At 62.8% G+C, this 25,161-nt stretch carries 19 protein-coding genes; 6 read left to right on the top strand and 13 right to left on the bottom strand.

Translation table 11 applies throughout. The annotated features are described in order from the left end of the window. Nucleotides 1-48: 48 nt before the first annotated feature. The 5 genes from wecB to TMZ1T_RS20720 form a co-directional block, all read right to left on the bottom strand. Nucleotides 49-1,185 (bottom strand): non-hydrolyzing UDP-N-acetylglucosamine 2-epimerase, encoded by a 1,137-nt coding sequence (gene wecB / locus TMZ1T_RS18425; RefSeq protein WP_004300708.1) that lies wholly within the window; start codon nucleotides 1,183-1,185, stop codon nucleotides 49-51. A gap of 111 nt (nucleotides 1,186-1,296) precedes the next feature. Next, nucleotides 1,297-2,424, bottom strand: coding sequence for a UDP-2-acetamido-2,6-beta-L-arabino-hexul-4-ose reductase (gene wbjC, locus TMZ1T_RS18420; protein ID WP_004300710.1), 1,128 nt, complete (start codon nucleotides 2,422-2,424; stop codon nucleotides 1,297-1,299). Between the two features lie 4 nt (nucleotides 2,425-2,428). Further along, entirely contained in the window at nucleotides 2,429-3,475 is a 1,047-nt protein-coding gene (locus TMZ1T_RS18415; protein WP_012586150.1) for a polysaccharide biosynthesis protein, read from the bottom strand. A gap of 3 nt (nucleotides 3,476-3,478) precedes the next feature. Then, the gene (locus TMZ1T_RS18410) at nucleotides 3,479-4,636 is read right to left on the bottom strand and encodes a glycosyltransferase (RefSeq protein WP_261789204.1); all 1,158 of its coding nucleotides are present in this window, start codon (nucleotides 4,634-4,636) and stop codon (nucleotides 3,479-3,481) included. A 45-nt stretch (nucleotides 4,637-4,681) separates the two neighbouring features. Then, entirely contained in the window at nucleotides 4,682-5,989 is a 1,308-nt protein-coding gene (locus tag TMZ1T_RS20720) for an O-antigen polymerase (protein ID WP_012586148.1), read from the bottom strand. A 762-nt stretch (nucleotides 5,990-6,751) separates the two neighbouring features. Between TMZ1T_RS20720 and TMZ1T_RS18405 the strand changes: the two genes are divergently transcribed. Beyond that, a complete protein-coding gene (locus tag TMZ1T_RS18405) occupies nucleotides 6,752-7,222 on the top strand; it encodes a helix-turn-helix domain-containing protein (protein WP_261789203.1) in 471 nt (156 codons plus the stop codon). Continuing rightward, nucleotides 7,183-7,734 (top strand): IS630 family transposase, encoded by a 552-nt coding sequence (locus tag TMZ1T_RS18400; RefSeq protein WP_083768711.1) that lies wholly within the window; start codon nucleotides 7,183-7,185, stop codon nucleotides 7,732-7,734. Before TMZ1T_RS18405 ends, TMZ1T_RS18400 begins: the two co-directional genes overlap by 40 nt. A 538-nt stretch (nucleotides 7,735-8,272) precedes the next feature. Here the strand turns inward: TMZ1T_RS18400 and TMZ1T_RS20715 are convergent. The 7 genes from TMZ1T_RS20715 to TMZ1T_RS18370 all read right to left on the bottom strand — a co-directional run bounded on the left by TMZ1T_RS20715 (nucleotide 8,273) and on the right by TMZ1T_RS18370 (nucleotide 18,033). Beyond that, entirely contained in the window at nucleotides 8,273-9,106 is an 834-nt protein-coding gene (locus TMZ1T_RS20715; RefSeq protein ID WP_012586146.1) for a glycosyltransferase family 2 protein, read from the bottom strand. Between the two features lie 25 nt (nucleotides 9,107-9,131). Next, the gene (locus tag TMZ1T_RS20710) at nucleotides 9,132-10,568 is read right to left on the bottom strand and encodes a flippase (protein ID WP_012586145.1); all 1,437 of its coding nucleotides are present in this window, start codon (nucleotides 10,566-10,568) and stop codon (nucleotides 9,132-9,134) included. An 85-nt stretch (nucleotides 10,569-10,653) separates the two neighbouring features. Continuing rightward, nucleotides 10,654-11,727, bottom strand: coding sequence for an NAD-dependent epimerase/dehydratase family protein (locus TMZ1T_RS18390; RefSeq protein ID WP_012586144.1), 1,074 nt, complete (start codon nucleotides 11,725-11,727; stop codon nucleotides 10,654-10,656). A 148-nt stretch (nucleotides 11,728-11,875) separates the two neighbouring features. Continuing rightward, the gene (locus tag TMZ1T_RS18385; protein ID WP_012586143.1) at nucleotides 11,876-12,973 is read right to left on the bottom strand and encodes an MraY family glycosyltransferase; all 1,098 of its coding nucleotides are present in this window, start codon (nucleotides 12,971-12,973) and stop codon (nucleotides 11,876-11,878) included. A gap of 29 nt (nucleotides 12,974-13,002) precedes the next feature. Beyond that, nucleotides 13,003-16,788 (bottom strand): YjbH domain-containing protein, encoded by a 3,786-nt coding sequence (locus TMZ1T_RS18380; RefSeq protein WP_012586142.1) that lies wholly within the window; start codon nucleotides 16,786-16,788, stop codon nucleotides 13,003-13,005. Between the two features lie 4 nt (nucleotides 16,789-16,792). Beyond that, the gene (locus TMZ1T_RS18375) at nucleotides 16,793-17,473 is read right to left on the bottom strand and encodes a YjbF family lipoprotein (RefSeq protein ID WP_144312181.1); all 681 of its coding nucleotides are present in this window, start codon (nucleotides 17,471-17,473) and stop codon (nucleotides 16,793-16,795) included. A gap of 248 nt (nucleotides 17,474-17,721) precedes the next feature. Then, nucleotides 17,722-18,033: a hypothetical protein gene (locus tag TMZ1T_RS18370; RefSeq protein ID WP_004300731.1), complete on the bottom strand. Its 312-nt coding sequence runs from the start codon at nucleotides 18,031-18,033 to the stop codon at nucleotides 17,722-17,724. A 243-nt stretch (nucleotides 18,034-18,276) separates the two neighbouring features. Between TMZ1T_RS18370 and TMZ1T_RS18365 the strand changes: the two genes are divergently transcribed. From TMZ1T_RS18365 to TMZ1T_RS18355, 3 genes are all read left to right on the top strand, one after another. After that, nucleotides 18,277-20,688: an SLBB domain-containing protein gene (locus TMZ1T_RS18365; RefSeq protein ID WP_012586140.1), complete on the top strand. Its 2,412-nt coding sequence runs from the start codon at nucleotides 18,277-18,279 to the stop codon at nucleotides 20,686-20,688. A gap of 3 nt (nucleotides 20,689-20,691) precedes the next feature. Beyond that, nucleotides 20,692-21,921 carry a GumC family protein gene (locus tag TMZ1T_RS18360; protein ID WP_041589703.1) on the top strand — a complete coding sequence of 410 codons (1,230 nt, stop codon included), beginning with the start codon at nucleotides 20,692-20,694 and terminating at the stop codon, nucleotides 21,919-21,921. Nucleotides 21,922-22,152: 231 nt separating this feature from the next. Continuing rightward, nucleotides 22,153-22,533: a diacylglycerol kinase gene (locus TMZ1T_RS18355; RefSeq protein WP_012586138.1), complete on the top strand. Its 381-nt coding sequence runs from the start codon at nucleotides 22,153-22,155 to the stop codon at nucleotides 22,531-22,533. A 6-nt stretch (nucleotides 22,534-22,539) separates the two neighbouring features. Here the strand turns inward: TMZ1T_RS18355 and TMZ1T_RS18350 are convergent, their stop codons facing one another. Beyond that, nucleotides 22,540-23,622 carry an undecaprenyl-phosphate glucose phosphotransferase gene (locus tag TMZ1T_RS18350; RefSeq protein ID WP_261789202.1) on the bottom strand — a complete coding sequence of 361 codons (1,083 nt, stop codon included), beginning with the start codon at nucleotides 23,620-23,622 and terminating at the stop codon, nucleotides 22,540-22,542. A gap of 83 nt (nucleotides 23,623-23,705) precedes the next feature. On the opposite strand from TMZ1T_RS18350, the gene TMZ1T_RS18345 reads away from it, so the two are divergent. Further along, on the top strand, nucleotides 23,706-25,067 hold the full coding sequence (locus tag TMZ1T_RS18345) for an IS1380 family transposase (RefSeq protein WP_004357889.1): 1,362 nt from the start codon (nucleotides 23,706-23,708) through the stop codon (nucleotides 25,065-25,067). The last annotated feature ends 94 nt before the right edge of the window (nucleotides 25,068-25,161 follow it).

The following is a 25,161-nucleotide window of genomic DNA, read 5'->3' as shown; positions in this document are numbered from 1 at the left end:
GGACGTTGAACGTTTGATTCAATCTCGCACATGTACGGCTGATTCCGGTTAGTACTGCCTCCACACCACCCGCTTCACGTAATCCGTGTAGCTGTGGATGATGCGCACCACCTTGTCCGACACGTTCGGCATGCTGTAGTCGGCCACCTGGCGCAGGCTGCGTTCCTCACCGCGCGACTGCGACGCGAGCACCGCCAGCCCCTGGCGCACCCGGTCGACCTCCAGCCCCACCATCATCACCGCCGCCTCTTCCATGCCCTCCGGCCGCTCGTGCGCCTCGCGCAGGTTCAGCGCCGGGAAGTTGAGGATCGACGACTCCTCGTTGATCGTGCCGCTGTCCGACAGCACCGCCTTGGCCGAAAGCTGCAGCTTCACGTAGTCGTGAAAGCCCAGCGGCTTGAGCAGCCGCACCATCGGGTGGAACTTCGCGCCGGTGGCATCCACGCGCTTCTGCGTGCGCGGGTGGGTCGACACGATCACCGGCAGGCCGTGGTCTTCCGCCACTGCGTTGAGCACCGCCACCAGCTTGGTGAAGGACTTCTCGGATTCGATGTTCTCTTCCCGGTGCGCGCTCACCACGAAGTAGCGCCCCGCCTCCAGCGCCAGGCGCTGCAGCACGTCCGACGCCTCGATGCGCGGGCGATAGTGCGTCAGCACCTCGAACATCGGGCTGCCGGTCTTGATCACCTGGTCGGGCGGCAGGCCCTCGCGCAGCAGGTAGTCGCGCGCGATGGTGCTGTAGGTGAGGTTGATGTCGGCGGTGTGGTCGACGATGCGGCGATTGGTCTCTTCCGGCACGCGCTGGTCGAAGCAGCGATTGCCCGCCTCCATGTGGAAGATCGGGATCTTGCGCCGCTTGGCCGGGATCACCGACAGGCAGCTATTGGTGTCGCCCAGCACCAGCATGGCCTCGGGCTGCACCTCGCCCAGCACGCGGTCGACCGCGATGATCAGGTTGCCGATGGTGTGCGCCGCGCCGGTGCTGCCCTCGGCGCTGTTGAGGAAGTGATCCGGCTTGCGCACCCCCAGGTCGTCGAAGAAGACCTGGTTGAGCTCGTAGTCGTAGTTCTGACCGGTGTGCACCAGTACGTGCTCGCAGTGCTCGTCGAGCGCCGCCAGCACGCGCGACAGGCGGATGATTTCGGGCCGGGTGCCGACCACGGACATGACTTTGAGTTTTTTCATGGGGATGATCGTTTGGTTCGTGTTGGAGCGGCGTTGGCGATCGACGGCATATCGCGACTTGCGTCGCTCCTGCGGCTGATCCTGTAGGAGCGACGCCAGTCGCGATGCCCGTTACAACGGACACGCATACGTATCCGGCTTCGCCCGGTCGAACACCTCGTTCGCCCACAGCATCACCACCATCTCGTCGCTGCCGATGTTGGTGATGTCGTGCGTCCACCCCGGCACCGTCTCCACGATCTCGGCCTTGCTGCCGCTGGTCACCCGCTCGTGCGTCTCGCCCGTCTGCATGTGGCGGAACTTGAAGCGGGCCTCGCCCTTGATCACCAGGAACTTCTCGGTCTTGGTGTGGTGGTAGTGGCCGCCGCGGGTGATGCCCGGGTGCGCGGTGAAGAAGGAGAACTGCCCGCAGTCGGGCGTCTTCAGCATCTCCACGAACACGCCGCGCGCGTCGCCGTGCATCGGCACGGAGTAGGCGAAGAGTTCCGGCGGGAGGTAGCTCACGTAGGTGGAATACAGCGCGCGCACCAGGCCGGTGCCCACGCGTTCGGTCACCAGCGTGTCGCGGCTGGCGCGGAAGGTCTCGATCAACCGCGCCAGCTCGCCCACCGTGGTGGTGTATTGCGGCGTCACCGTGGCGAAGCCCTCGGCGTCCACCGCCGCATCGGCGCCGTCCATCAGCTCGATGAAGCGCTCGACCACGTCGTCCACATACACCAGCGTCACCGGTGCGGCCGGGTCGTTGATCTGGATCGGCAGCCCACGGGCGATGTTGTGGCAGAAGGTCGCCACCGCCGAGTTGTAGTTCGGCCGGCACCACTTGCCGAACACGTTGGGCAGGCGGAAGACGTGCGCCGCCGCGCCGCTGCGCGCCGCAAAGGCCTGCAGCGCCGCTTCGGCCGCGCGCTTGCTGGCGCCGTAGGGGTTGTCGCGGGCGGCCTGGGTGGACGAGCTGCAGACGATGGCGATCCTGCGCCCGCTTGCCTGCATCTCACCTTCCACCGCCGCCACCAGCGCCGCGGTCAGGTCGGCGTTGCCGGTGACGAACTCCTGCGGATCCTGCGGTCGATTCACCCCGGCCAGGTGGAAGACGAACTCCACCCCGTCGAGCAGGCGCGGCAGCTCGGCCACGGTGTTGGCACGCGTGAAGCACACCACCTCCACGTCCTTGCGCTCGGCCAGGTGCTGCTGCAGGTTCTTGCCGACGAAGCCGCCGGCGCCGGTGATCAGGACCTTCATCGCCTCAGCACTCCTCGACGGTGGTCGTCTCGCCGCGGGCTATGCGCTGCATGCCTTCGAGCTTCAGCAGCAGCTGCGTCATGCCGTCCACGTCCAGCCGCGTGGTGTTGTGCGAGTTGTAGTCCTCACCGTGCGTGGTCTGCGTCAGCTTCGCCTCGCCCTGGTCCACGAACTTGCCGTAGTTGAGGTCGCGCCCATCGGCCGGCACGCGGAAGTAGTCGCCCATGTCCTCGGCGCAGGCACGCTCCTCGCGGCTCAGCAGCGCCTCGTAGAGCTTCTCGCCATGGCGGGTGCCGATGATGTTGACCGGGTGTGCGGGCTGGCCCATCAGCCCGGTCACCGCGCGCGCCAGCGTCTCGATGGTCGCCGCCGGCGCCTTCTGCACGAAGATGTCGCCGTTGTTGCCGTTGGTGAAGGCATACAGCACCAGATCCACTGCATCGGCCAGCGTCATCATGAAGCGCGTCATGCTCGGGTCGGTGATGGTGATCGGCTTGCCCGCCAGCACCTGCTCGACGAACAGCGGAATCACCGACCCGCGCGAGGCCATCACGTTGCCGTAGCGCGTGCCGCAGATCACCGTGCCGGTGCCTTCCAGGTTGCGGCTGGTGGCCACCATCACCTTCTCCATCATCGCCTTGGAAATGCCCATGGCGTTGATCGGGTACACCGCCTTGTCGGTGCTCAGCACCACCACGCGCTTGACCCCGGCGGCGATCGCCGCCTCGAGCACGTTCTCGGTGCCCAGCACGTTGGTGCGCACCGCCTGCATTGGGTGGAACTCGCACGACGGCACTTGCTTGAGCGCCGCGGCGTGGAAGACGAAGTCCACCCCGCGCATCGCCTGCTCCACGCTGCGCTGGTCTCGCACGTCGCCGATGTAGAACTTGAGCTTGGCGCTGTTGTAGCGCTTGCGCATGTCGTCCTGCTTCTTCTCGTCACGGCTGAAGATGCGGATCTCGCCGATGTCGGTGTCGAGGAAGCGCTTGAGGACGGCGTTGCCGAAGGAACCGGTGCCGCCGGTGATTAGTAGTGACCTTGAAGCGAACATGAATCAAACCTCTGCAGATTGGAGAAATTTGGATAAGGGTTCGATAAACGCCCGGTAGTCGAAAGCCTCGGTGGCCTGAGCACGGCAGCGTGCACGCATGGCCGCATGTTGTTCGGGGGTCATGGCAAGCGCGCGGGTGAGGGCGGCCTCCAGGTTTTCCGGAGCCGGGCCTGCGCAGGTGAAACCGGTATCGCCGTCCCTCAGGTAGCGGTGCAGATCGCTCGTGAGGTTGGCAATGACCGGCGTACCCACCGCAAGGCTCTCGACAAACTTGGTGGGAAATCCCGCACGGGAGTAGCGCGCATCGTTTCGCAGCAAGAGCGAGAAATCGGCCTTGCGGACCAGATCCATCGAGGCGCCGTGACTGAGCATGCCGACGAAATCCACTCCTCTCGATACCTCGTCGCCCTGCCGCGAGCGCACGGACGCGTAGCGGCCGGCCTCCTCGGCCTGAATGCCCGCTACCGACAGATGCAGCTTGTGCCCTGCACTGCGCAGGCGCAGCACTGCTTCAAGTATGTTGTCCAGCAGGTCCTTGCGGCCGGGTGACCCGGCGTACACCAGTTCCAGGGGGCGCAGGGGATCGCGTCCCTCGGTTCGTATCGGTGTGGTCGACACATCCAGCGTGGGAGGTACGACCACGCTACGGCAGCCACGCCCGATGTAATAACGATGCAAATAGTCGCTGATCGAGATGACATGACCTGCGTGCGGCAGCAGAAGCCTCATCGCTAACTCGATGTTGAGCTGGTAGGGCGACAGCCAGCCCATGGGTGAAGCGGGGTCGTACCACTCGACGGCATCGAAAACCAGTCGAACGCCATGACGTCGGGTCCATGGCAGCAGATGGAAGAGATAGGGCGAATAGCCGCTGTATAGCACCACGGTGTGCGGCTTGTGCTCCAGCGAGTCCAGCCACGCGAGTGTTTTGCGGCCCATGGTGAGGTAAGCGAGGTGCTTCAGGAGGCGCGGCAGGTGCTCTGCGGTGCGTTCATTCAAGGAAAAGACTTCTATGCCCTCAAACCACTCTGGAGACGGACCGGCATTCCCCATCTGGCCACTCGCCACCTTGACCTCGAATCCGGCAGCTTGCATGGACTTGGCGATACCTAGAACCCGACGGGCGGCGGCGCCTCCGTTGGGGAACGAGAAAGGGCCCACATATATTACGTCTTTCAAAGTATCTAGGCCTTGAGTTTATGCTGTTCAAATGATTATTTGATCTGACTTGTTCAGTTTTTTGCGAAGAAGTAGGTTGTAAAAAAGAAATGTAAAGAATATTGTGAATATTTGAGTGGTTGAGAGAAAGGTTGTTAGTGCCTGTTCGTCTAGTGCTTGGTAAATTAGAATCATGAATAAAGTGGAGTAGAATAGCGCGAAATAACCAATTTCTTTAGATTTCTGAAGTCGGACGTAACCTGCCGAAAATAAATATCCAAGGGTAAATTGAATGTAAAGCATGCCGAGTATGCCGTAATCATTGATGTATCTTCTAATGGAAGTGTAGATGTTCGTAGTTTCAGTTTGGCCAATGGTTGTGAACTCAAGAATTCGACTAGATGAAACAGAAGAAAGTCCAACTCTCTCTAGCAGAGCGTATATCCCGAGGAGCGTTTCTTGCCCAAAAGCAGCTGGCGGATGCCTTACGTTTGTCAGGTAAACGTCTAGTGCAGAGAGGGATCCACCGCCGTATACTGCAATCACCTCGAGTGGGTTTGACTCCGCCCAGCCCTTTAGTGATCCAGCTCCGATAAAAATAAATAAGAAAAACGCGAGTCCCTTAGCTGCGAGTTTAAGCACTGCGAGATTAGTGCTCTTTGGGCTTTGGGTTACTCTAGATTTAAAATAAGCATAAATAAAAATAAAAAAAGATATATATTCAATCACCCCGCCTCGAGATCCCCATAGCATGTACTGAATTAAGTATATCAGAGATGGAAGAAGTAGCATTAGCCGTAAATTGGCTTCTTTCTTGCACAAAATTTTGTTGTGTAGATATGCGAATGTGAGAGTGTATGAAAGCGCTCGCAGCATGAAGCTGAATAATATTAGCGTTGTGCTCGGTCGCATCTCATTTTGGAGTACGGCAAGCCTGGCGTACTGGATAAGCAAGTGCTCTCCTTCTCGATAGCCAACTGCTGTGGCCATCTCTTTTATTGAATAGTACGACCATACAAGCGTTACGATGGAAAAGAAAAGAATGTTGATGTACGTGCATGTTCCAATTTCGATGGGCTTTTTCCAGTCTGTCTGTCGGAAGGGTTTCTTGGTTTTAACCGAAGATAGAGCAATAATCTCTCCGATAAAAAAAGCCATTAAAGCCAGTATTATCGTAAGCGCGGTATGTTCGGACAGTTCTTTGTGGAGGCTTTTTGGGCCTAATGTTAATAGAATAGTGCTGGCGAGAAAAACAGAAACCGATACTACTGATGGAGAGGTTGGGCTCCACGAGCGTATTCGCCAGGAAATTAAAAGGAGAGTCAGTAGTGTTGCAGTGAGGTAGAAGGTTACCATTGCGTAAGATTATAGGGTGCCTCGAATAACCCGAGGTTTTCAGTGAGTCCTGTCGCGTAATCACGAGTGCGACTGAATTCAGTTTAATTTCCCCGGCAAATCGCCGCACTTCGCAGCGGCGTTGCCACGTTTTCGCATCGAAGCGCCACAGGCATCTGCGATTCTGCCCATTTTTCAGGCGTCAAAAAACTCGATTTTGGCCGTTCTGGAATAGATTAGCCGCTTTAGGTTGCAGCAACCGACCAACGTTGTCATCGACAAGGTTGCGCGGTCCTGACTAATGCTACAAGGCAGTTTTCCGCCCATCTGCTGAGGGAGTCGAATGCTTGCTCGGATCCGAGCGTGCGTCGTAGAAATGGACCTGTTACTAATTTTTCCGTTGGTAATGTCATCTATTGATCTCATGAAAAATTTTGTATTTCAACGACTCACGATCTAAGGCTAAGTTGACACTACTTTTCGAAATTTTAGTAAATCATTGTTGGTATTCCGTCCGCAGTTTGCTGCCCTTCCCCTGGACTTGGTTTCGAAAGCCGCTCACCTTCATTCAGGCTTCACGCCCCGCGGACTGGTAGCCCCAGTCGGCATAGACGTTACGGGGCGTGTTGCTCGCATCGACGACGTTGCCAAAACGCTGTCTGTCGCGCGTGCTGGTCGTAAGTCATTATCCTAAAGTTTTTATCACCAGTGACGTCAGGTCCGGTTCGCGGTACGCTACCAGATCCTCCTGACTTGGTGAGTGGTGAAGTGCCCCTGCGCGTGATGCTGGTCCTGAGTGCTGCGGACAAGGAAACCTTGATGCAGGCCGAGAAAAAGAACCCCAACTGGCGTGTTCGCGAACGTGCCCGGAGTGTGTTGCTGCTTGCTCAAGGCAAGACCTGCGCGCAGGTTGCCGCGTTGCAGGAATTGAGCATGCGGACCGTGAGCAGCACGCGCAAGAGTTGGATTGCGGCGGGGCTGAACGGTCTGGCGGATTTGCCCCGTAGTGGCGCACCTGCCAAAGTGTCCAAGCAGGAGGCCGAGCGCCTGCTGCAGTGGGCGCGAGACGAGCCGCTGACGCTGACTGCGCTCAAAACGCGCCATGAAGAGGCGGGCGGCACACCGGTGCATCCGAACACCTTGACGGCGCTGCTCAAGGCAAACGGCTTTGTCTGGAAGCGCACTCGACACAGCCTTAAAAAAAACGAGATGAGGTGGCATTTGAACGCGCAAAACAGGAGATCGCCGAGTTGAGGGCGCGCGCCCAGGCAGACGAGATCGAAGTGGCGTACCTGGACGAAGCCGGATTCGCACAGATCCACCCGAACCGCAGCGCATGGACGCCCGTCGGCGAACAGCACTGCATCGAGGCGATACGTGGCAAGCGACTCAATGTCGTTGCTGCACTGCTGTCGAGCGGAAAGGTCTTCAGTGCCAAGTTATGGTGTGCCTTCAAGGCGCCGCTGTTCGCGAGTTTTGTCGGGCTGCTCAAGGAGCAGGTCACCAAGCCCCTGACGGTCATTCTCGATAACGCCTCGGTCCACAAGTCGCGCGCGATTGCGCCGCTAATGGAAGTGCTGCGCCGCCAAGGTGTGACGCTGTACTTTCTCCCGCCGTACAGTCCGGAATTGAACCGCATCGAGAAGCTCTGGCATCTGGTCAAGCACACTTGGATGGCGCCCAGGCACCGCAACGCCCAGACGCTGGAAAATGATGTGGGTGAGATCCTGGACAATGTCGGCACGCGGTACCACATGGCGTTTTAGTGTTAAAAATTTAATGTAAGTGACTTAACAGTCGTGTACTTCTTGTCGGCGGTGATCGATCACTTGTAACCGACTTGGCTCTTGCAATGCTATTCGGTGCAGATGGCGTCGATGGTTAGACCTCCGCGTGCGATGAAGCCTCTCTTGAGCGCCTTCGCCATAGGGCTCTTGTACTCGATACCATTATGATGCCGTTCGCTAATTTCGTAAGATTTGCTAAATCTGTGGCTGAATCCGAATCACGAAGACCACCGAAGGAACCAAAGTTTGCTGGTTCCTTTCAAGAGGAGTTTTCAAGCGATACCGCCCTGCATCTAAATATTAATCAAATTCATGGGTGGTTTATGCGGCTGAGACGCTGAGGCTCTAGCGTTTACCCCCGCTCGACCATACGGGCTACCAAAGTGATCTTCTAGCAGTGATGTGTCTAGTCGAGAGGGGCAGGCTTGATGCCGCTACGTTGTTTTATTTTTGCAAGCTGCAATAGGGTGCAGGGTGTCGTAATTTTACGAAGAGTCAGCGAGGATTTTGAGCTGAACTATAGGTAGTCTCGATATATCTTGTATGATGCTTTAACAATTTCGTATCGTTTCCTTGATTCAATTGATTTAACGCTGGCGCTTTCATGGTGCAGAATTTTTATAGACGGATCATAAAGCGTGCAACCGCCCGCGCTCTCCACTTGATGGGACAGCAAGGCTTCTTCACCCCATAGGAATACGCGGCCATCCAGTCGCTGATAGTGGTGGAAGAAGTAGGGGGTCAAAACATAGCAGGCCCCAATGCCGCGCTTGATCTTCATTCGACCCGGCTCTGGTTTCGGTCTTACGTTTTTTGGCGCCGGGCGCACTCTGCGAAGCAATGAGCGAATGGTCCTATTTATAAGTCGACCTGCCTGACCAATATAGTAATTGGTGAAGTAGATTCGCGTCATCACCAGTTCGGAATAGGGGACGTTCTTCACCACGTGAGGATTTTGCCTGCGGCCGTCAAGGGTGGTGATGTTGGGGGCGATCACTAAGACGTCTTTCTCGTACGGAATCTCTTTGAGGCGGATGATAAAGTCCATTGCGAACTTAAGATCGTTGTTCCCGACGACGAGCAACGTGCCTTCGGTCTTAGGGCAGGTGTCGATGCCAGCGTTGAGTCCACGGAAATATCCTGGGTTGTGATCTTGAGCGATCAGCCGGGCAAAAGGACGCTGCGCGACTGAACTGCGAACCTTTTCTAGATCTGAATCAGGCGAGTTATTGTCGACGATGATGGCTTCCAGTGTATCCCCGTCGGGTAGTGTCATCTCTTGTAGACTTTGCAGGTAGTTCTCTGTGTGCGCAGCCCCATTGTAGTTGACGGCAATGAATACAAATTTCATGATTTTTACCTTTCGGAGCAGCGAGTCAAGCGCGCTTATACAGATTTTTTATCCATTTCTTGAGCGCCCCGGGGGCTTGCATAATGGACCAGAAAATGGTCAGCGCGAACAGTACCAAGCCTGCAGAGACCATGATCGGAGTTGAGAGACTCTGCTGACTCAGTAGCAACGCCGCACCGAGGAAGACCAGCCCGCACCAAGTCAGAAAGATTGTCGAGCGCAGAGTGCCGGCTTGGGCGGATAGCAGGATGTGGTCAGCGAATACACGCAAGGTGAACGCGGCTGCGGCGCCCGCAACACCGCCTACGTTCAGGCCGAGGAAAAGAACGACCAGATACGGGATTAGCTCCATGAGGTGACAGATTGCGACCACGTTGGGATGCCCGGTTGCCTGCAATCGGGCGTGCGGGATACGGGCCACGCCGTTGATCCAGAACCCTATCAACAGTATTTGTAGAGTCAGCGCGGATTGTTCCGAAAATTCGGACGAAATCCAGATCCTAAGAAAGGGGTCTGCCAAGAGAATGGCTGCCACCATTACGGGCGTCATGAGCACGAGCAGCAGACGCACTGAGATCACAGCTATTTGTTTGCCGTCATGATCCGAGTCCTTCGCAAACCGTGGGAAAAGACTGGATGACAGAGCGCTAGGAAAAATTGTGGAGCGCTCCGCGAGCTGGAATGGAACCGTGTATTGGGTCACTGCCTTTGCTCCTATGATCGCGCCGATTATGAAACGGTCTGCCATCACCATGACGGGGCTGACAAGCGAAGAGACTGTGATCCATCCACCGAACTTCAGGAGTTCCCGCGCTTCGTGTGTATTAAACGAGGGTGTAAGATTGGATGTTACATGTCGCAAACAGGAAAAAAAGAGAAAAATCACTCCAAGTAAGCGAGATCCGATCGCTACTGGCATAAGGATGCCGAGATCAGGTGTCCATAACCAAGCAGCCAACAGCGGCAACGTTTGAAATAGGATTGAGCCTGTAGCATTGATGGCGTTGAGCTGAAGAAAACGCTCTACCCCTTGTAGTGCCCCCGATAGAACGCCAGTGATGGTTGATAGGGGTAGCGCAAGCACAAGCCATGGAAGAGCTTGAAGTACTTCAGGTTTAAGGTCATTCTCGATCTGGAACTGATGAGCGAAAAAATAGTGCGCAGCAGGCCAAATAGCCAGTCCACCCAGAGCACCAAGAACACTATTTAGGGTCAGCGCGGTCCAGAACGCCTGCCCCCTAGTAGCCTGTGTCTTGTCCAATGAGGCGATTCTTTGAGCGGCTGCGCGACCAATGCCGAGGTCGAATACACCGAAGTAGCCCAGCAGAATCCAGGCGATTGAAAGCATTCCATATCGTTGCTCTCCAATCAAGTTGATGTAGATCGGGATCGAAACGAGTGCAACCAGAATGGGAGCGGCTGTGCCCATGAGGTTGTAAGCGGTGTGGCGAGACACACTCATAAGGGTTTTCGGTCGTTTTCCGATGCGATCTTGTTAAACGAATAAAAAGGGCTGAGAAGTGACCAACGGGTTGGCGTTTTGTTGGTTAGGAGCTCGCATCCGGTGATGCAACGCAGGATTGGGGGGCTTTCGATGCCTTGAGACGCCGTAAATACCAATCTACCGCTTCCGCGATGCCTTGTTCCAGGGTGTGCGACGGCGCGTAACCCAAAAGGCTCTGCGCCTTTTCCGTCGCCGCCTGGCTGTGGCGCACGTCGCCCGCGCGAAACTCACGGTAGGTAGGTCGTACGTTCGGTGATACGTCGTGTGTCAGGAGGTTATTGCGCAGCATTAGGAATAGGGTGTTGAGTGTGGTGCGGTCACCGACAGCCACGTTGTAAACCTGATTCCTGGCCTCGGGGTTGCTTGTGGTGGCTGCCAGTATGTTGGCCTGAACCGCGTTGGCCACGTAGCAGAAGTCGCGGCTGGTTTCGCCGTCACCATTGATATAAACAGTGTCACCCTTGAGCAGTGCAGCGGTCCATTTGGGAATGACTGCAGCGTAAGCGCCATCAGGGTCCTGACGGCGGCCGAAGACGTTGAAGTAGCGCAGGCCGATCGTGGTGAATCCGTAGCTGCGGGCGAAAACGTCGGCGTAGAGTTCGTTGACGTACTTTGTGACCGCATAGGGCGACAGTGGCTTGCCGATGGTGTCTTCCACCTTGGGCAGGCCGGGGTGGTCACCGTAGGTCGAGCTGCTGGCCGCGTACACGAAACTCTTCACGCCTTCGTCGCGCGCGGCCACCAGCATGTTGAGAAAGCCGTCGATGTTGGTGGCGTTACTGGTGATCGGGTCGGCGAGGCTGCGTGGCACCGAACCGAGAGCTGCCTGGTGGAGAACGTAGTCGACACCATTGCAGGCGCGACGGCAGTCTTCCAATTCGCGGATGTCGCCCTTGAGGAAAGCAAAGCGCGCCCATTGTTCGCGGGTGACCACGCTGCGAACCTCGTCGAGGTTGCGTTGGTGGCCGGTGGCGAAGTTATCGAGGCCGACGACCGTCTGGTCGAGGGTAAGCAAGGTTTCCAAAAGGTTCGAGCCGATGAAGCCGGCGGCCCCGGTGATGAGCCAGGTCTTTGGTGCGCGAGGTAGGTCTTGCAGTAGTTGTTGGTAGGGGGTCATGGGGTTCGCTTGGTGCAGGAGGGAGCGTAGTTCTGTGCGCTGGATTGCGACTTGCGTCGCTCCTACAGAGAGTAATTCGGAGATTTTAGGCTGCGGGCGCAGGTCGTCGGGTTGATGCTGGCTTGGGTATGCACCGTGTGGCCCTGAGTTATTGCTGGGCTCGTGCGCAGTGATGCCGTTTGAGCCACTTCGAGACGACCCAGGCATGCTGGGTGATCGATGCCTGTATCGCGAACAGCCCAACGTAACCAAGTGCCAGAGCCCATTCCGGCACACCCGAACGCCAGCCTGCAAAACCGACCAGACCGATCAGAGCGTTGAGCAGCATCAACAGCAACGTCGTCTCGCCCGGGCTAAAACCCGCATGCATCCAGATGTGATGCATGTGATCCCGCCCGGCGCTGAACGGGCTGCGTCCCTGCAGCATGCGGCGGATCATCAGCACCACGGTGTCCAGCACTGGCAACCCCAGCATCCACAGGATCGCGAAGGGCGGAGGTGGCGGTACGGCGGTGCTGTTGTGCGGGAGCTGGATCGCGAACCATGCCAGCAGCGCACCCAGCATCATGCTTCCGGCGTCGCCCATGAACACGGCCGCCTTGTGGCGCAGTGGGGTGCGCATGTTGTAGCAGAGAAAGCCGACCGTGACGGCGAGCAGGATGACGAGGTCGAGGGCCATCGACTGGTTGCCGACGACGAGGGCGCAGGCGATGAACCAGACGACGGTGGTCGAGGTGAGGCCGGCCGCGAGGCCGTCGGCGCCGTCGGCCATGTTGACCGCGTTGATGAGGCCGACGACCGCGAATACGGTGAAGGGCAGGGCCAGGGGGCCGAGGCTGATGTTCCCGATTCCCAGGATATCGCCCACATGCGTGATGTAGACGCCGCTCGGCAGCACGATGAGCATGGCTGCGATGGCCTGGACGAGGAGCTTGGTCTTGGCGCGGATGTCGAGGAAGTCGTCGAGTACGCCGACCACGACCAGCAGGGCGATGCCGCCGAGGACGTTGAGGTCGATCAGGGTCTGGGGTTCGGCGAGCTGTACGCTGAGGATGAGCGCGATTGCCATGCCGAGGCCGCCGATGAGCGGGATTTCGCCGTCGTGCTCCTTGCGGCCGCCGGGGCGGTCTACCAGGCCGATGCGCCGGGCAGGCTTGATCAGCACCTGGATCACGGCCAGGGTCAGCAGCAGCGGCACGACGGCGAGCACTGCGGTTTTGGTGAGGACGGGGAGCTGGGTCAGCATCGTGTTCACAGAAAACGGTTGGGCTCGGCTTAGAACTTCCAGTGCGCCTGCAGGCTGCGATCGGTCCCGAGGGTGATCACCGGCCCGTCGCGGCTGCGCTGTTCGTCCACCAGCAGTGACGCGATGCCATAGCCCATCAGGCTGCCGGCGACCACGTCCGAGAAGAAATGCTGGCGTTCCTGGATGCGACCGAAGCCGGTGGCGGCGGCGAGGCCATACAGCCACGGCGCATCATACTTTTGTGCAAACGGGGTGGCGAGTGCGAATGCTACGCCCATGTGAATCGAGGGAAAGCTGGAATCCGAACCGCCGTTGCCGGGGCCGCGGAATTCGTGTGGGCCGAGGCCGGCTTCGGGGCGGGCGCGGTTGACCGCGTACTTGGTGGCGAGCTGGGCGCCGAGCGTCCAGCCGGCGGCGAGCAGGCTGGTGCGGGCAGTGTCGGAAGCCGCGTCATCGGCCAAGCCCATCCATAGCGCGCCGGCGCCCGCGGCGAGGCCGAAGGGGATGAGGCTGGCGGCCTCGCCGAGCGTGTCCCAGCTGCCGCTCTGGTGCTCGTCGGCCCAGTCGGCGAGGGGGCGGTCGAGCGTGGCCGAGAGGCCGGTGAGCCCGGCGCCGAGCAGCAGGGGGCGGACGGCCTCGGGCGAGAAGATCTTGTCGGCGAGCCAGCCGCCGGTGTGGCCGAGCTCGCCCCAGATCGAGCGGCCGTCCTCGCGGTCGTCGCCCAGCGCCAGCCAGGCCTGCGAGCCCGCGGGGGCGTAGCGGCCGACACGGCGGTCGCGCAGGCGGGTGAGGTCGAAGAGGCTGAGCGTGCGCGACAGCATGGCGCCGCCGTCGCGGGTGAGCGGGCGCCAGATGATGTCGGCCGTGCGTGCACTGGAGAAGGGCAGCATGGCGTCGAAGGGGATGCTGAGGTAGATGCCCTTGTCGAAGCTGCCCTCGCCGAACTCCTCGGCCGATACGTCCGTCTTGGTGGCGAAGACGCCCATCTTGACACCGTTGTCGAACTGGCGCGCGATGTCCACGGTGACGCCGCGATCGCCAGCGAGGTACTGACCGGCGCTGAGCTTGACCAGGGTGTTCTGCCAGCCGGTGTGCCAGTACAGGGTGGCGTGGCCGGTGGTGACGTCGTAGTCGCGCAGGCCGAAGTGCTGGTCGAACTCGCGCTGGCGCACGTGGTTGAGGTCGAGGCCGAAGGCGAAGTGGCTGTTCCACGGGCGGTAGAGCCATTCGCCGCCGATGCCGGCGAACATCGGCTCGAGGTAGCCGCCGTAGAGGCTGGCGTACTGGTTGGTGCCGAGCGCGCGCACGTGGTTGAGCTGCAGCGTGGGCAGGGTGAGATCCGACTCGGTGACGTACTTGCGGATGTCGGTGCGCACGCGCGGCAGGTTGCTGGGGCCGTCGTACTCGAACTTGTCGTAGTTGTCGACGAGGCCCAGGTTGGCGCGGCCGGACAGCCAGGTGTCGTCGGCGAGGCGCAGCTCGGTGGGCGCGGTGATGCCGAGCTGGAACAGGATGAAGCCGTCCGGGCCGCCCAGACTCTGGCTGTAGCTGGGCTCGAGCCCGGTGCTGAAGCGTTCGGCGGGGCCGACCCAGAGCTTTTCCTGGCTGTGCGCGGGCCAGTGCTCGGCGGCGACCACGGCCTCGAACTGCTCGGCATGGGCGCGATAGCGGGTCTGCCGGGCCACCCATTCGTCGCGCAGCACGACCCAGTCGGTGAGCGGCAGGCCGCGTTCGTGGAAGCTGAACACGAAGCGACGGACGTCGGCGGGGGCGTGGCGGTGGAGCACGGCGACGGCGCGGTCGATGCGGTCGCGCAGGTAGATGGTGTAGGGCTCTTCGACGACGAGCTGCAGGTCGGTGCCCTGGCGGCGCACCTCGCGTACCGGCCAGCGCGTCTGCTCGGTGAACTCGGCGCTCATGCGCGCCCAGTCGGTGGGACCGGCGGGGTAGGTGGAGAGCGGCCTGGGGTAGCTGGGGTCGAGCAGCTTGGGTACGGTGAGGTCGGCCAGGCTGCCGTGCAGGGTGAGGCCCAGCATCAGCGTGTTGCCGCGTTCGAGGCCGGCGGTGAGATCGAGACCGGAGGCGTAGCGGTAGACGACGCCAACGTTGAAGGGGCTGTCGTGCTTCTGGTTGTTGCCCTGGGGCTCGTTCTGGTAGTCGTTGCCGTCGTATTCGAGCTTGAGGACCCAGTCGTCGGAGGGGGCGTACTGGACGCCGCCGAAGAACGAGGTTCGGCCCTTGAAGTAGTTGCTCGCGCTGAACTCGCCGCCAGAGCCGCCTCCGGCACCCTCCTCGCGCTCGGCGAAGCTGTCGTCGAACCAGGTGAAGGGGTTCTTCACCCTCCCGGCGTTGCCGACGTAGCCCCAGCCGAGGCCGAGCGACCAGTCGAAATCGCCGCTGCGCTTGCTGGCGACGAGGTATTCGCCCGAGAACAGGCCGGTGCCGCCGATGTCGGTCATGCCGATGGCGAGCGCGGGGGTGTGGGCGGTTTCCTGCGCCAGGCGCAGCTTGAAGTCGATGCTCTTGTCTTTGTAGCTCTGGTTGCCGGACAGGTCTTGCGGGCCGTAGAGGCGGTTGCTGACCGAGGTATAGCGGAAGCCGGCCTCCAGCCAGTCGAAGGGCTGCGCCACCACGCTGCCGCGGGTGTAGGGCTCGACGCGGCTGAGGTGGAAGCGCAGCTCGCCCGCCGGCGACATGCGCGCGGTGGGGGTTTGCAGCAGGCCGATGAAGCCCCAGTCGTTGGCGGTGTGTACCCCTGGCCGGGCCACGACGGGATCCGAGGGCGGGATCGCGACTTGCGTCGCTCCTACGGGGGCGCTAGGAGGCGTGCCGGTTTGTGTAGGAGCGGCGCGAGCCGCGATCGGGCGCTCGTCGTGTTGGCCGGCGGCGGGTGCGGGATCCGACGGCGGGATCGCGACTTGCGTCGCTCCTACGGGGGCGGTGGTCGGCGTGCCGGTTTGTGTAGGAGCGGCGCGAGCCGCGATCGGCGTGCCGGTTTGTGTAGGAGCGGCGCGAGCCGCGATCGGCGTGGGGGACTGCGTCGCCAGGAAGGTGGCGAGGCGGTCGGAGAAATCCTCGGGCCAGGCGGCGCTACGGCGCGGCGCCCAGATCCAGGCGCCGGGAGCCGGTTCCGACTGCGGTTCGGCGTTCCATGTGGCGATTCCGAACCGCTGCACGCGACCATCTGGTTGCACGATCCAGGCCATGTCGGCCTCGCTGGCCGCTCCGCCGATGCAGGCCTGCAGGTAGCCGCGGGCCTGGGTGCCGGGCCGGTGCACGACAGCACAGGGGCGGCCGTCGTCGGCGAGCACGGTGACGGTTCCGGGGCGCTGTGGCAGCACGAGCGCGTGGCCGGGGGCGAGGATCGGATCCTGGTCCGGATTGGCCTGCAGCCAGCGTGCGTCGACGATCGCCAGCGGCACGCGGCCGGTGACGGGCAGGCTGCGCAGCCAGTCGGCGAGGCGCTGGCGGGTGGTCTCGTCGGCCTGCAGGTCACGTGCAGACCACAGCTGGGCGAGCAAGGCCTGCTTGAGCTCCGCCTGGGCCTGGCGGGCGCTTGGCACTTGCCAGGCGAGTGCAGCGGGGTCGTCGCCAGCGCCGGGCGGGTTGCGCAGCAGCCAGTCGCTGAGGCGTTCGCCCGCGCGGATGGCCGTTTGTGCGGACGCCACGGACGTGGTCGCGCCGCCGCCGGCCTGGGCGTTGCCGGCCGCGGTCGGCATCCCCAGCACGATGCAGACCTGCGCCACGGCGAGGCACAGACGTGATGGCCGGACGGGGCGTGCGAGCGTGGTCGCGGCGGGAAGCGGGCGCGTCATCGAGTCACCGTGCCGGCCAGCGCTGCAGCGAGAGGCAGAGCTCCGGGCCGAGGCAGTGTTCGGTGTAGACGACCTCGATCGCGCCGCTGTCGACGCGCAGGGCGTAGCGCGCGGTGAGGCGGACGGCGCCCGGCGTGCCGGCGGGCGGGACGATCGGTTCGGCGCGCTCTTCGAACCATTGCAGGCTTTCGGGGGCGAGGCCGGCGAGCTCGGTGCCGCGCGGGGCGGCGATGGCATGCACGCTGATGCGGTCGATGACCCCCGAGCGGTAGGCGGATTCGTCGCGGGTGCGTTGCCAGGTGGCGAGCACTTGGCCGGCAGCTCGGTCCTGAGCTGCGCTCGCGACCAGGCTGCCCCAGGTGGGGGCGTCTGGTGCGCGGGTGCTGCGCCAGTCGGTGCTGAGCCCGCTGGTGCCGACGACGCGCCCCTGCTGCAGGCGCACGACCTCGCCCTCCGCGCTATACCAGACCTCGATCGGAGGCGCGTCGGGCGTCGCTGGATCGGGATCGGTGTAGCCCAGCACGAGCAGCGCGCTGCGACCGTCGACCACCGTGCGCAGGTAGCGATAGGCCGGATTCGGCGCAGCCCGGTCCGCCAAGGAGCCGCCGCGGTAGGCGAGCTCGAAGGTGCGCGAGATGTTGGTCGAGTCGGTGCTGCAGGCCGCGCAGGCGAGAATCGCCAGCACGGCCAGTCGCTCTGGTAAAGCGCGCGACATCGGAACAGAAGGTACGGCGTTCATCAAACGAAAAGCCCCCAAAGGGTGACCCCCGGGGGGCTTGTGCTTCGAGTCGGGTGGTCGTCGAGCGCAGCCGTTCGCGGCTTCCGCCGCTTCTGCAAAGGCATTGCCGCAGCAGTCTCGCCGTAGGAGCGACGCGAGTCGCGATCTGCGCGAATTCCCGTCGGACTATCGACCCACCAGCCTGACGCGACGGCTTAGCGCGTGGTGCCGGTGGTGCCGGTGGTGCCCGAGCTGCTGTCGCTGCTCGCCGCCGCGGCCACGGCCGCCACGCCGACTGCAACGGCGGCCACCGTGCCTGCGGTCAAACCACCCACCGCAGCCGCGCTGGCACCGGCGGCGCCCGCTCCGCTACCCGCAGCACCGGCTTGCGCACCGGTCGCACCCGCTTGGGCCGGCGCAGGGGCTGCCTGCGCAGGAGCGCCCGTGCCGGGGCGCGGGGCGGTTTGCGCCAGCACGGGCGCGGTGGAGAAGGCAAGGATCGCGGCGATCAGAGCGGTTTTTTTCATGGAAACTCCTGTCGAGGAAAGCGCGACCGGCTGGCCGAGCGCTGGAAAAGTTTGTTTCGGACGCAACTATTCTAGCTTGTGCCGACCGTGGTTGAAACATGAACAAGTCCTTGAAGGAGAAGAATACGACAATCTAGGCCGCCCGATTCCGGCTGCCCCGCCAAGCCGTGACCGAGCGCAGCCAGTCAGCCGACTTTTTCCAGCTACAATCCACGCCCTCAAGCGTCCTTATGTTGTCAGAAAATGAATACCACCGAACATTGCAACCGCCTGCGGAGCGCTGCGAAGGCGCTGATCCTGGGCTTGGCACTGGCTTGCTCGTCCGTGACGATGGCGCAGAACGCCCCCGCTGCAGCGGGCTTCGCGGCGGCGGGCGGTGCTCCGGCTGCCGTGGGGAGCGGCGGGGTGGGCATGGGGGCCCCTACCTTGTCCGGTGGCGCGCCGGGTGCGGCCGTCGGTGCCGCCAGCGGTGCTGCGGCATCTGCCGGTGCCGCGGACGGATTCGAGACCCAGGCTGCTCCGACCGTGATCGGCGGTGAAGGCCTGAGCCCCTCCCAGGATGCCGCGCTCGACCAGGCGGTGACGGTCGACGCCGACGGCAACGACCGCGTGGGCGGCACGGTGCGCGCCGCGCGGGTGCTCAACGACTTCCAGCAATTCGTGGCGCGCAGCACCGGGCAGGTGCTGCCGCTGTACGGTTCGGGCTTCTTCGCGGGCTCGCGAGTGTTCAACAGCCCCACCGCGCCGGTCGCCGACGACTACGTGCTCGGCCCGGGCGACCAGGTGCTGGTGCGGATCTGGGGCGCCTTCGAGTCGCAGACCCGGGCGCAGATCGACCGCAGCGGCATGATCACGCTGCCGACCATCGGCCCGGTGAGCCTGGCCGGGGTGCGGATCGCCAACGCGGTGCAGGTGATCGAGAATCAGGTGGGCCGCATCTACCGCGACGTGAGCGTCAGCGTGAGCCTGGACCGGGTGCGCGGCATCACCGTGTTCGTGGTGGGCCAGGCGCGGCGTCCGGGCACCTACACGGTGTCGGGCAATTCGACCCTGATCGGCGCGCTGTTCCAGAGTGGCGGCCCGGGGGCCAATGGTTCGCTGCGCCGCGTGCAGGTCAAGCGCGACAACCAGGTGATCACCGAGATCGACCTGTACCGCTTCCTCGCCAACGGCGACACCTCGGCCGACATCCGCCTGGTCGATGGCGACGTGATCGTGATCCCCCCGGCGCACGGCTACGTGGCGCTGACCGGGCAGGTGAAGGCGCCGGCGATCTACGAGCTCAAGGACCGTACGGACACGCTGCGCAGCGTGCTGACGGTGTCGGGCGGGCTGCCCGTCGTGGCCGACCCGCGCCTGGCCTTCGTCGAGCGCCTGGACCCGAGCGCGGACCAGCCGCGCTCGGTGTTCGAGGTGTCGCTGCAGCCGGGGCAGCCCGACTTCGTGCTGAAATCCGGCGACCTGGTCGCGGTGCAGCCCATCCTGGCCGAGTTCGCCAATGCGGTGACGCTGCGCGGTGGGGTGAGCGCACCGGTGCGCCTGCCCTACCGCGCCGGCATGCGGATCTCGGACCTGATTCCGGACAAGGCCACCCTGATCAACCGCTACGTGGTGGACAACCAGAACCGCAGCCTGCTCGATCGCGGCAGCTTCGTCGGCGATGTCGGCAACCTCTTCGTCGACATCAACATGGATTACGCGGTGGTCGAGCGGCTCGAGCGCCCGCAGATGGCGCTCAAGCTGATCCCGTTCAGCCTCAACGGGCTGTTCGCGGACCCCAACGGCCCGGACAACCTGCGCCTGCAGGCGGGCGACACGATCTCGATCTTCACCGCGGGCGACGTGCGCGTGCCGGTGAGCCGCCGCCGCGTGGTGATGCGGGTGGAGGGCGAGGTGAACCGCCCCGGGGTGTATGTGGCCGAGCCGGGCGAGACCCTGGTGAACATCATCGAGAAGGCGGGCGGGCCGACCGCGGACGCCTACCTGTTCGGCGCCGAGTTCTACCGCGAGTCGGTGCGCAGGTCGCAGCAGGCCAACCTCGACAAGCTGGTGCAGCGCCTGGAGCAGCAGGCAGTTGCCGAGTCGGCGCGGGTTTCCGCCAACATCATCGGGGACGCCCAGGCCGTGGCCCAGGCGCAGGCGCAGCTGCGCGCCGAGCGCGAGGCGCGTGGGCGTTTCCTCGCCCGCATGCGCACGCTGAAGTCCTCGGGCCGGATGTCGCTCGGCCTGCCGGCGGACGAGCCGAGCTTCGCGCAGATCCCCGGCTTCCGGCTGGAGAACGGCGATCGCCTGGTGATCCCGAATCGGCCCGATTTCGTGCAGGTGTTCGGTGCGGTCAATACCGAGTCTGCCCTGCTGTGGCGGCCCAGCCGCACCGTTTCCGACTACCTGGAGCAGGCCGGCATGAGCCGCGAGGGCGACCGCAGCGCGGCCTTCGTGCTGCGCGCCGACGGCACGGTGGTGGCCGAAACGGGCAGTTGGTTCAGCAGCGTGATGGGGACGACGGTGCTGCCGGGCGACATCATCGTGATTCCGGAGCTGATCGATCGCGAGTCGGGCTGGACGGCCTTCGCGCGCATTGCCAAGGACTGGACGCAGATCTTCGCCAACCTCGGCCTCGGTGTGGCCGCGGTGCGCTCGATCGAGAACGACTGAGCGATGACCATGAACGAAAGCACGATGCAGAAGGCGGCGATCGAGAGCCCGCAGGGCCAAATGGTGGTGGTGGAGGACGACGACGAGATCTCTCTGCTCGATCTCGCGATCGTGCTCGCCAAGTTCAAGAAGCTGATCCTCGGCCTGCCGGTGCTGGTGGGGGCCTTGACGGTGGGCGCGACGCTTCTGATGACGCCGATCTTCACCGCGACCACGGCCATCCTGCCGCCGCAGCAATCGCAGTCGACCGCCTCGGCGCTGCTCGGCCAGCTCGGCGGGCTCGCCGGCATTGCCGGCGCAGCGGCCGGGATCAAGAACCCGAGCGACCTCTACGTCGGCATGCTGAAGAGCCGCACCGTGGCCGATGCGATGATCGCGCGCTTCGACCTGGTGAACTATTACGAGGATGAGTTTGCGGAGGACGCGCGCAAGTCGCTGGAGAATGTATCCAGCTTCACCGCCGGCAAGGACGGCATCATCACCATCTCGGTCGATGACAAGGACCCCGAGCTCGCCGCGAAGATGGCCAACGCCTACGTGGAAGAGCTGAACAGGCTCACCGAGGTGCTGGCGGTGACCGAGGCCTCGCAGAAGCGCCTCTTCTTCGAACGCCAGATGGTCGACGCGCGTGACCGCCTCGTGGCGGCCGAGATCGAGGCGCGCTCGGCGATGGAGCGGGGTGGCCTGGCGAGCATCGACGCCCAGGGCCAGGCGATGATCGAGGTGACGGCGCGGCTGCGCGGGCAGATCTCGGTGAAGGAGGTCGAGATCGGCGCCATGCGCGCCTTCGCCGCCGAGGAAAACCCCCGCCTCAAGGCTGCGCAGCAGGAGCTGCTTGCGCTGCAGACCGAGCTCGCACGCATCGAGGGCGCGAGCGCGCTGCGCGACACCCAGGTCGGTGGCGAATCGAGCGCCGCCGCGACCAACCTGCAGTTGCTGCGCAACGTGAAGTACTACGAGACGCTGTACCAGATGCTGGCGCAGCAGTTCGAGCTCGCCAAGATCGAGGAGGCCAAGGACAGCGCGCTGATCCAGGTGCTGGACACCGCCATCCCGCCCGAGCGCAAGTCCAAGCCCAAGCGCGCCCTGATCGTGATCCTCGCCGTGCTCGCCGCCGGCTTCGTCGCCGTGCTGATCGCCTTCATGAAGGAAGCCGCCCAGCGTGCCGCCGAAGACCCCGAAAGCGCGGAGCGCATGCAGTTGTTCAAGAAATATATGTCCTGGCGGGCGTGAGAAAGTCTTGATACGAGCCCGCCCCGCGCACCACGCTTCGACGCCCCCGTAGGAGCGACGCAAGTCGCGACTACAGTCGCCCGGATCGCGACTCGCGTCGCTCCTGCAATAGGCGCCATGGCTCGACGCCCCTGTAGGAGCGACGCAAGCCGCGATCACAGCCGCTGAGATCGCGACTCGCGTCGCTCCTACAACACCGTCTGACTCTCGTCTCGTCGCTGGAGTGAAGAGATGCGACCTCCCGGCAAGGGCCTTCCCTTCTCCCGCCGCGTTCGCTTCGCCTGGGCTGGCGTGCGCGACGCCTGGCGGCTGGAAGCCAGCTTCCGCAGCCAATGCCTCGCGGCGCTCGCCGCGCTCTTCGCGCTCGCGGTGCTGCGCCCCGGCTGGCTATGGTCCGCCATCGTCGTCGTGATGATCGCCCTCGTGCTGGCTGCCGAGCTCATCAACACCGCGCTCGAAGCCGCTCTCGACGGCCTCCATCCCGAGCACGCGCGCTTCGTCCAGGTCGCCAAGGACTGCGCCGCGGCTGCCGTCCTGGTTCTCAGCGGGGCCTCGGTTGTCGCCTTCGCGTGCATGCTGGCCGATCTGTACGGACAGGCAACGGCCGGGTGACCCGGCTCAATACGCGTTCGGGTTCACGAAGCCCTTGAACACCGTCAGGAAGATGATCTTCAGGTCGAGCCAGAGCGACCAGTTGTCGATGTACCACAGGTCGTGTTCCACCCGTGCCTGCATCTTCTCGAGCGTATCGGTTTCACCCCGCAGGCCATTCACTTGCGCCCAGCCCGTGATCCCCGGCTTGACCTTGTGGCGCTGCATGTAGGATTCGACCAAGTCCTTGTAATACTCGTTGTGTGCTAGCGCATGGGGGCGCGGGCCAACGATCGACATCCGCCCCTGCAGTACGTTAAAAAACTGCGGTAGTTCGTCCAGGCTGGTGCGGCGCAAGAACGCGCCAATCGGGGTAACGCGTGCATCGCCCTTGCGTGCCTGGGTCACTTGGCCGTCGCCCTCCTGATGCAGGACCATCGAGCGGAACTTGTATACTTTGAAGTGCTGCCCGTTGATACCGGTGCGGTATTGCTTGAAAAGCACCGGGCCTGGTGAGGTCAGCTTGATCGCGAGTGCGATCATCACGCATACAGGGAAGATAATCAAAAGAATCAGGCTGCCGATCACCAAATCCTCAGTGCGCTTGACGATACGCGCGATACCGTCCATCGGTGTCACGCTCAGATCGATCGAATAGAAACCTGCTACGCGGCTCACTTGGTGGTTGAGTAGGGGGAGATCATCGAATTGCGGCATGAAGCGGATGGACACCACATGGTGTCGTAGCGCGTAAATGGCTGACTGAACCCGCATGCCTTGACTCAAAGGAAGCATTAGCCACACTTCGTGCGCGCCACTAGCGTTGACCTCGTCGCAGAGCCCTTCCAGCCAGTCCGGGCCGTCGCTACAGGAGATCGTGCCACTCAACTCGTAGCCTTGTTCGCGCAGTGCCAGTTGCGAGGGCAGTCTTGCCTCCTGCCCAGCGATGGACCGGACGACAACCACCCGCTTCAGGTTCTTCCCCGACCTACGAGCTCGACGAAGAAACATGAACACCAGCAGACGCAATCCGACCCCCACCCCTGCGCTGATGACCATCGTGTAGCTGAACCACAGCCGTGAATAGCTCTCCGAAGCTTTAACCTGAATCCGTGTTCGCTTAGCCGGAAATCCAGCCTAACGCATTGATGTAATTGTATAATTACGCATCCGAGCCTTTCACCCAACCGACCATGCCGCGCTTCGAAGTCAAGCAATCCGCCAAGCTCAATCTGACGTCCTACTCGGGCCTGGCGTTGATCGGGCAGTGCTGCCAGGCGGCACAGGTCGAGGCGGTGATCGACCCGAGGCTGCCGGTGTCGCAGGGTATGCGGAGCTCGGACCTGGTCAAGTCGGTGGTGGGGCTGCTGAGCCTGGGCAAAAGCGACTTCGAGGCGATCGAGCCGTTTCGCGGCGACCGCTTCTTCAAGGAAGCGCTCGGGCTCGCCAAGGTGCCCGGCAGCGTGTGGATGCGCCAACGGCTCGATGCCCGCGCGGCCGAGCTGCGCGAGCTGACCGACGAGCTGAGCCTGCGCCTGCTCGAGCGCACCGAGGCGCCGATCACGGCGCACAAGGGCTACGTCTGCGCCGATCTGGACACCTTCGTGATGGACAACTCCGACACCAAGAAGGAGGCGGTCAGCCGCACTTACCAGGGCGTCGATGGCTACACGCCGATCGCGCTGTACCTGGGCAACGAGGGCTGGAACCTCGGCCTGGAGCTGCGCGCGGGGTCGCACCACTCGGCGCTGGAGACCGAGTATTTCTTCGAGCGCGCGTTCCCGCGCCTGCGCCGGGTGTGTGCGGCCGATGCGAAGCTGCTGTGGCGGGCCGACAGCGGCTTCGACAGCGCCCGGCTGCTGTTCGCGCTGGCCGACGAGCGCGATCGCTGGGCAGCGCTGGGGCGTTCGTTCGACTACCTCACCAAGTGGAATCCGCGCCGTCAGGACAAGACCGCCTGGGTGGACCGGGCCGAGGCCGCCGGCGTCTTCGAGGAAGTGCGCGCGGGCAAGCGGGTGGGGCTGCTGGACCTGAAGATCGACCGTGCCTGGAAGAAGGCCAAGCGCACGCTGCGTCTGGTGGTGCGGGTGACCGAGCGCACGATCGACAAGAAGGGCCAGCACCTGCTGACCCCCGAGATCGAGATCGAAGGCTGGTGGACCAGCCTCGAAGTGGCGATGGCTGACGTGATCGAGCTCTACAAGCACCACGGCACGCACGAGCAGTTCCACTCCGAGATCAAGACCGACCTGGACCTCGAGCGCCTGCCCTCGGGCAAGTTCGACACCAACGACGCGGTCATGCATCTGGCCGCGTTCGCCTACAACTGCCTGCGCCTGATCGGCCAACTCGGGCTGACCGGCGAGCTCTCGCCGATCCGTCACCCGGCCAAGCGCCGACGCATCAAGACAGTGCTGCAGGAGGTGATGTACCGTGCGGCGAAGTTCGTCGAACACGCCCGCCGCCTGGTGCTGGACTTCGGACGCGGCGTCGCCGCGCATGTGAAGGTGTTCACCACGGTGCAGGCGCGACTGTGCGCGGTGGCTTCGCCGTGATGCAAATCCGACGGCCAAATTCTCCGAATCGAGGCCATTTCGCTGCGGCGAAAGGGCGACGGCCGCGTGGGAGCAGGAAAATGACGTAGCGCAC

Origin of the sequence: Thauera aminoaromatica (assembly GCF_000021765.1) — a bacterium.
Classification (GTDB): Bacteria; Pseudomonadota; Gammaproteobacteria; order Burkholderiales; family Rhodocyclaceae; genus Thauera; species Thauera aminoaromatica.
Note: the sequence above shows the minus strand (reverse complement) of the source record. Positions and strands in the feature narration are given on the sequence as shown.

Bases quoted from the DNA above. Each gene is read 5' to 3' on its own strand.
- wecB (WP_004300708.1), bottom strand. From the start codon at position 1,185: ATGAAAAAACTCAAAGTCATGTCCGTGGTCGGCACCCGGCCCGAAATC.
- wbjC (WP_004300710.1), bottom strand. From the start codon at position 2,424: ATGAAGGTCCTGATCACCGGCGCCGGCGGCTTCGTCGGCAAGAACCTG.
- TMZ1T_RS18415 (WP_012586150.1), bottom strand. From the start codon at position 3,475: ATGTTCGCTTCAAGGTCACTACTAATCACCGGCGGCACCGGTTCCTTC.
- TMZ1T_RS20720 (WP_012586148.1), bottom strand. From the start codon at position 5,989: ATGGTAACCTTCTACCTCACTGCAACACTACTGACTCTCCTTTTAATT.
- TMZ1T_RS18405 (WP_261789203.1), top strand. From the start codon at position 6,752: ATGCTGGTCCTGAGTGCTGCGGACAAGGAAACCTTGATGCAGGCCGAG.
- TMZ1T_RS20715 (WP_012586146.1), bottom strand. From the start codon at position 9,106: ATGAAATTTGTATTCATTGCCGTCAACTACAATGGGGCTGCGCACACA.
- TMZ1T_RS20710 (WP_012586145.1), bottom strand. From the start codon at position 10,568: ATGAGTGTGTCTCGCCACACCGCTTACAACCTCATGGGCACAGCCGCT.
- TMZ1T_RS18390 (WP_012586144.1), bottom strand. From the start codon at position 11,727: ATGACCCCCTACCAACAACTACTGCAAGACCTACCTCGCGCACCAAAG.
- TMZ1T_RS18385 (WP_012586143.1), bottom strand. From the start codon at position 12,973: ATGCTGACCCAGCTCCCCGTCCTCACCAAAACCGCAGTGCTCGCCGTC.
- TMZ1T_RS18380 (WP_012586142.1), bottom strand. From the start codon at position 16,788: ATGACGCGCCCGCTTCCCGCCGCGACCACGCTCGCACGCCCCGTCCGG.
- TMZ1T_RS18370 (WP_004300731.1), bottom strand. From the start codon at position 18,033: ATGAAAAAAACCGCTCTGATCGCCGCGATCCTTGCCTTCTCCACCGCG.
- TMZ1T_RS18365 (WP_012586140.1), top strand. From the start codon at position 18,277: ATGAATACCACCGAACATTGCAACCGCCTGCGGAGCGCTGCGAAGGCG.
- TMZ1T_RS18360 (WP_041589703.1), top strand. From the start codon at position 20,692: ATGACCATGAACGAAAGCACGATGCAGAAGGCGGCGATCGAGAGCCCG.
- TMZ1T_RS18355 (WP_012586138.1), top strand. From the start codon at position 22,153: ATGCGACCTCCCGGCAAGGGCCTTCCCTTCTCCCGCCGCGTTCGCTTC.
- TMZ1T_RS18345 (WP_004357889.1), top strand. From the start codon at position 23,706: ATGCCGCGCTTCGAAGTCAAGCAATCCGCCAAGCTCAATCTGACGTCC.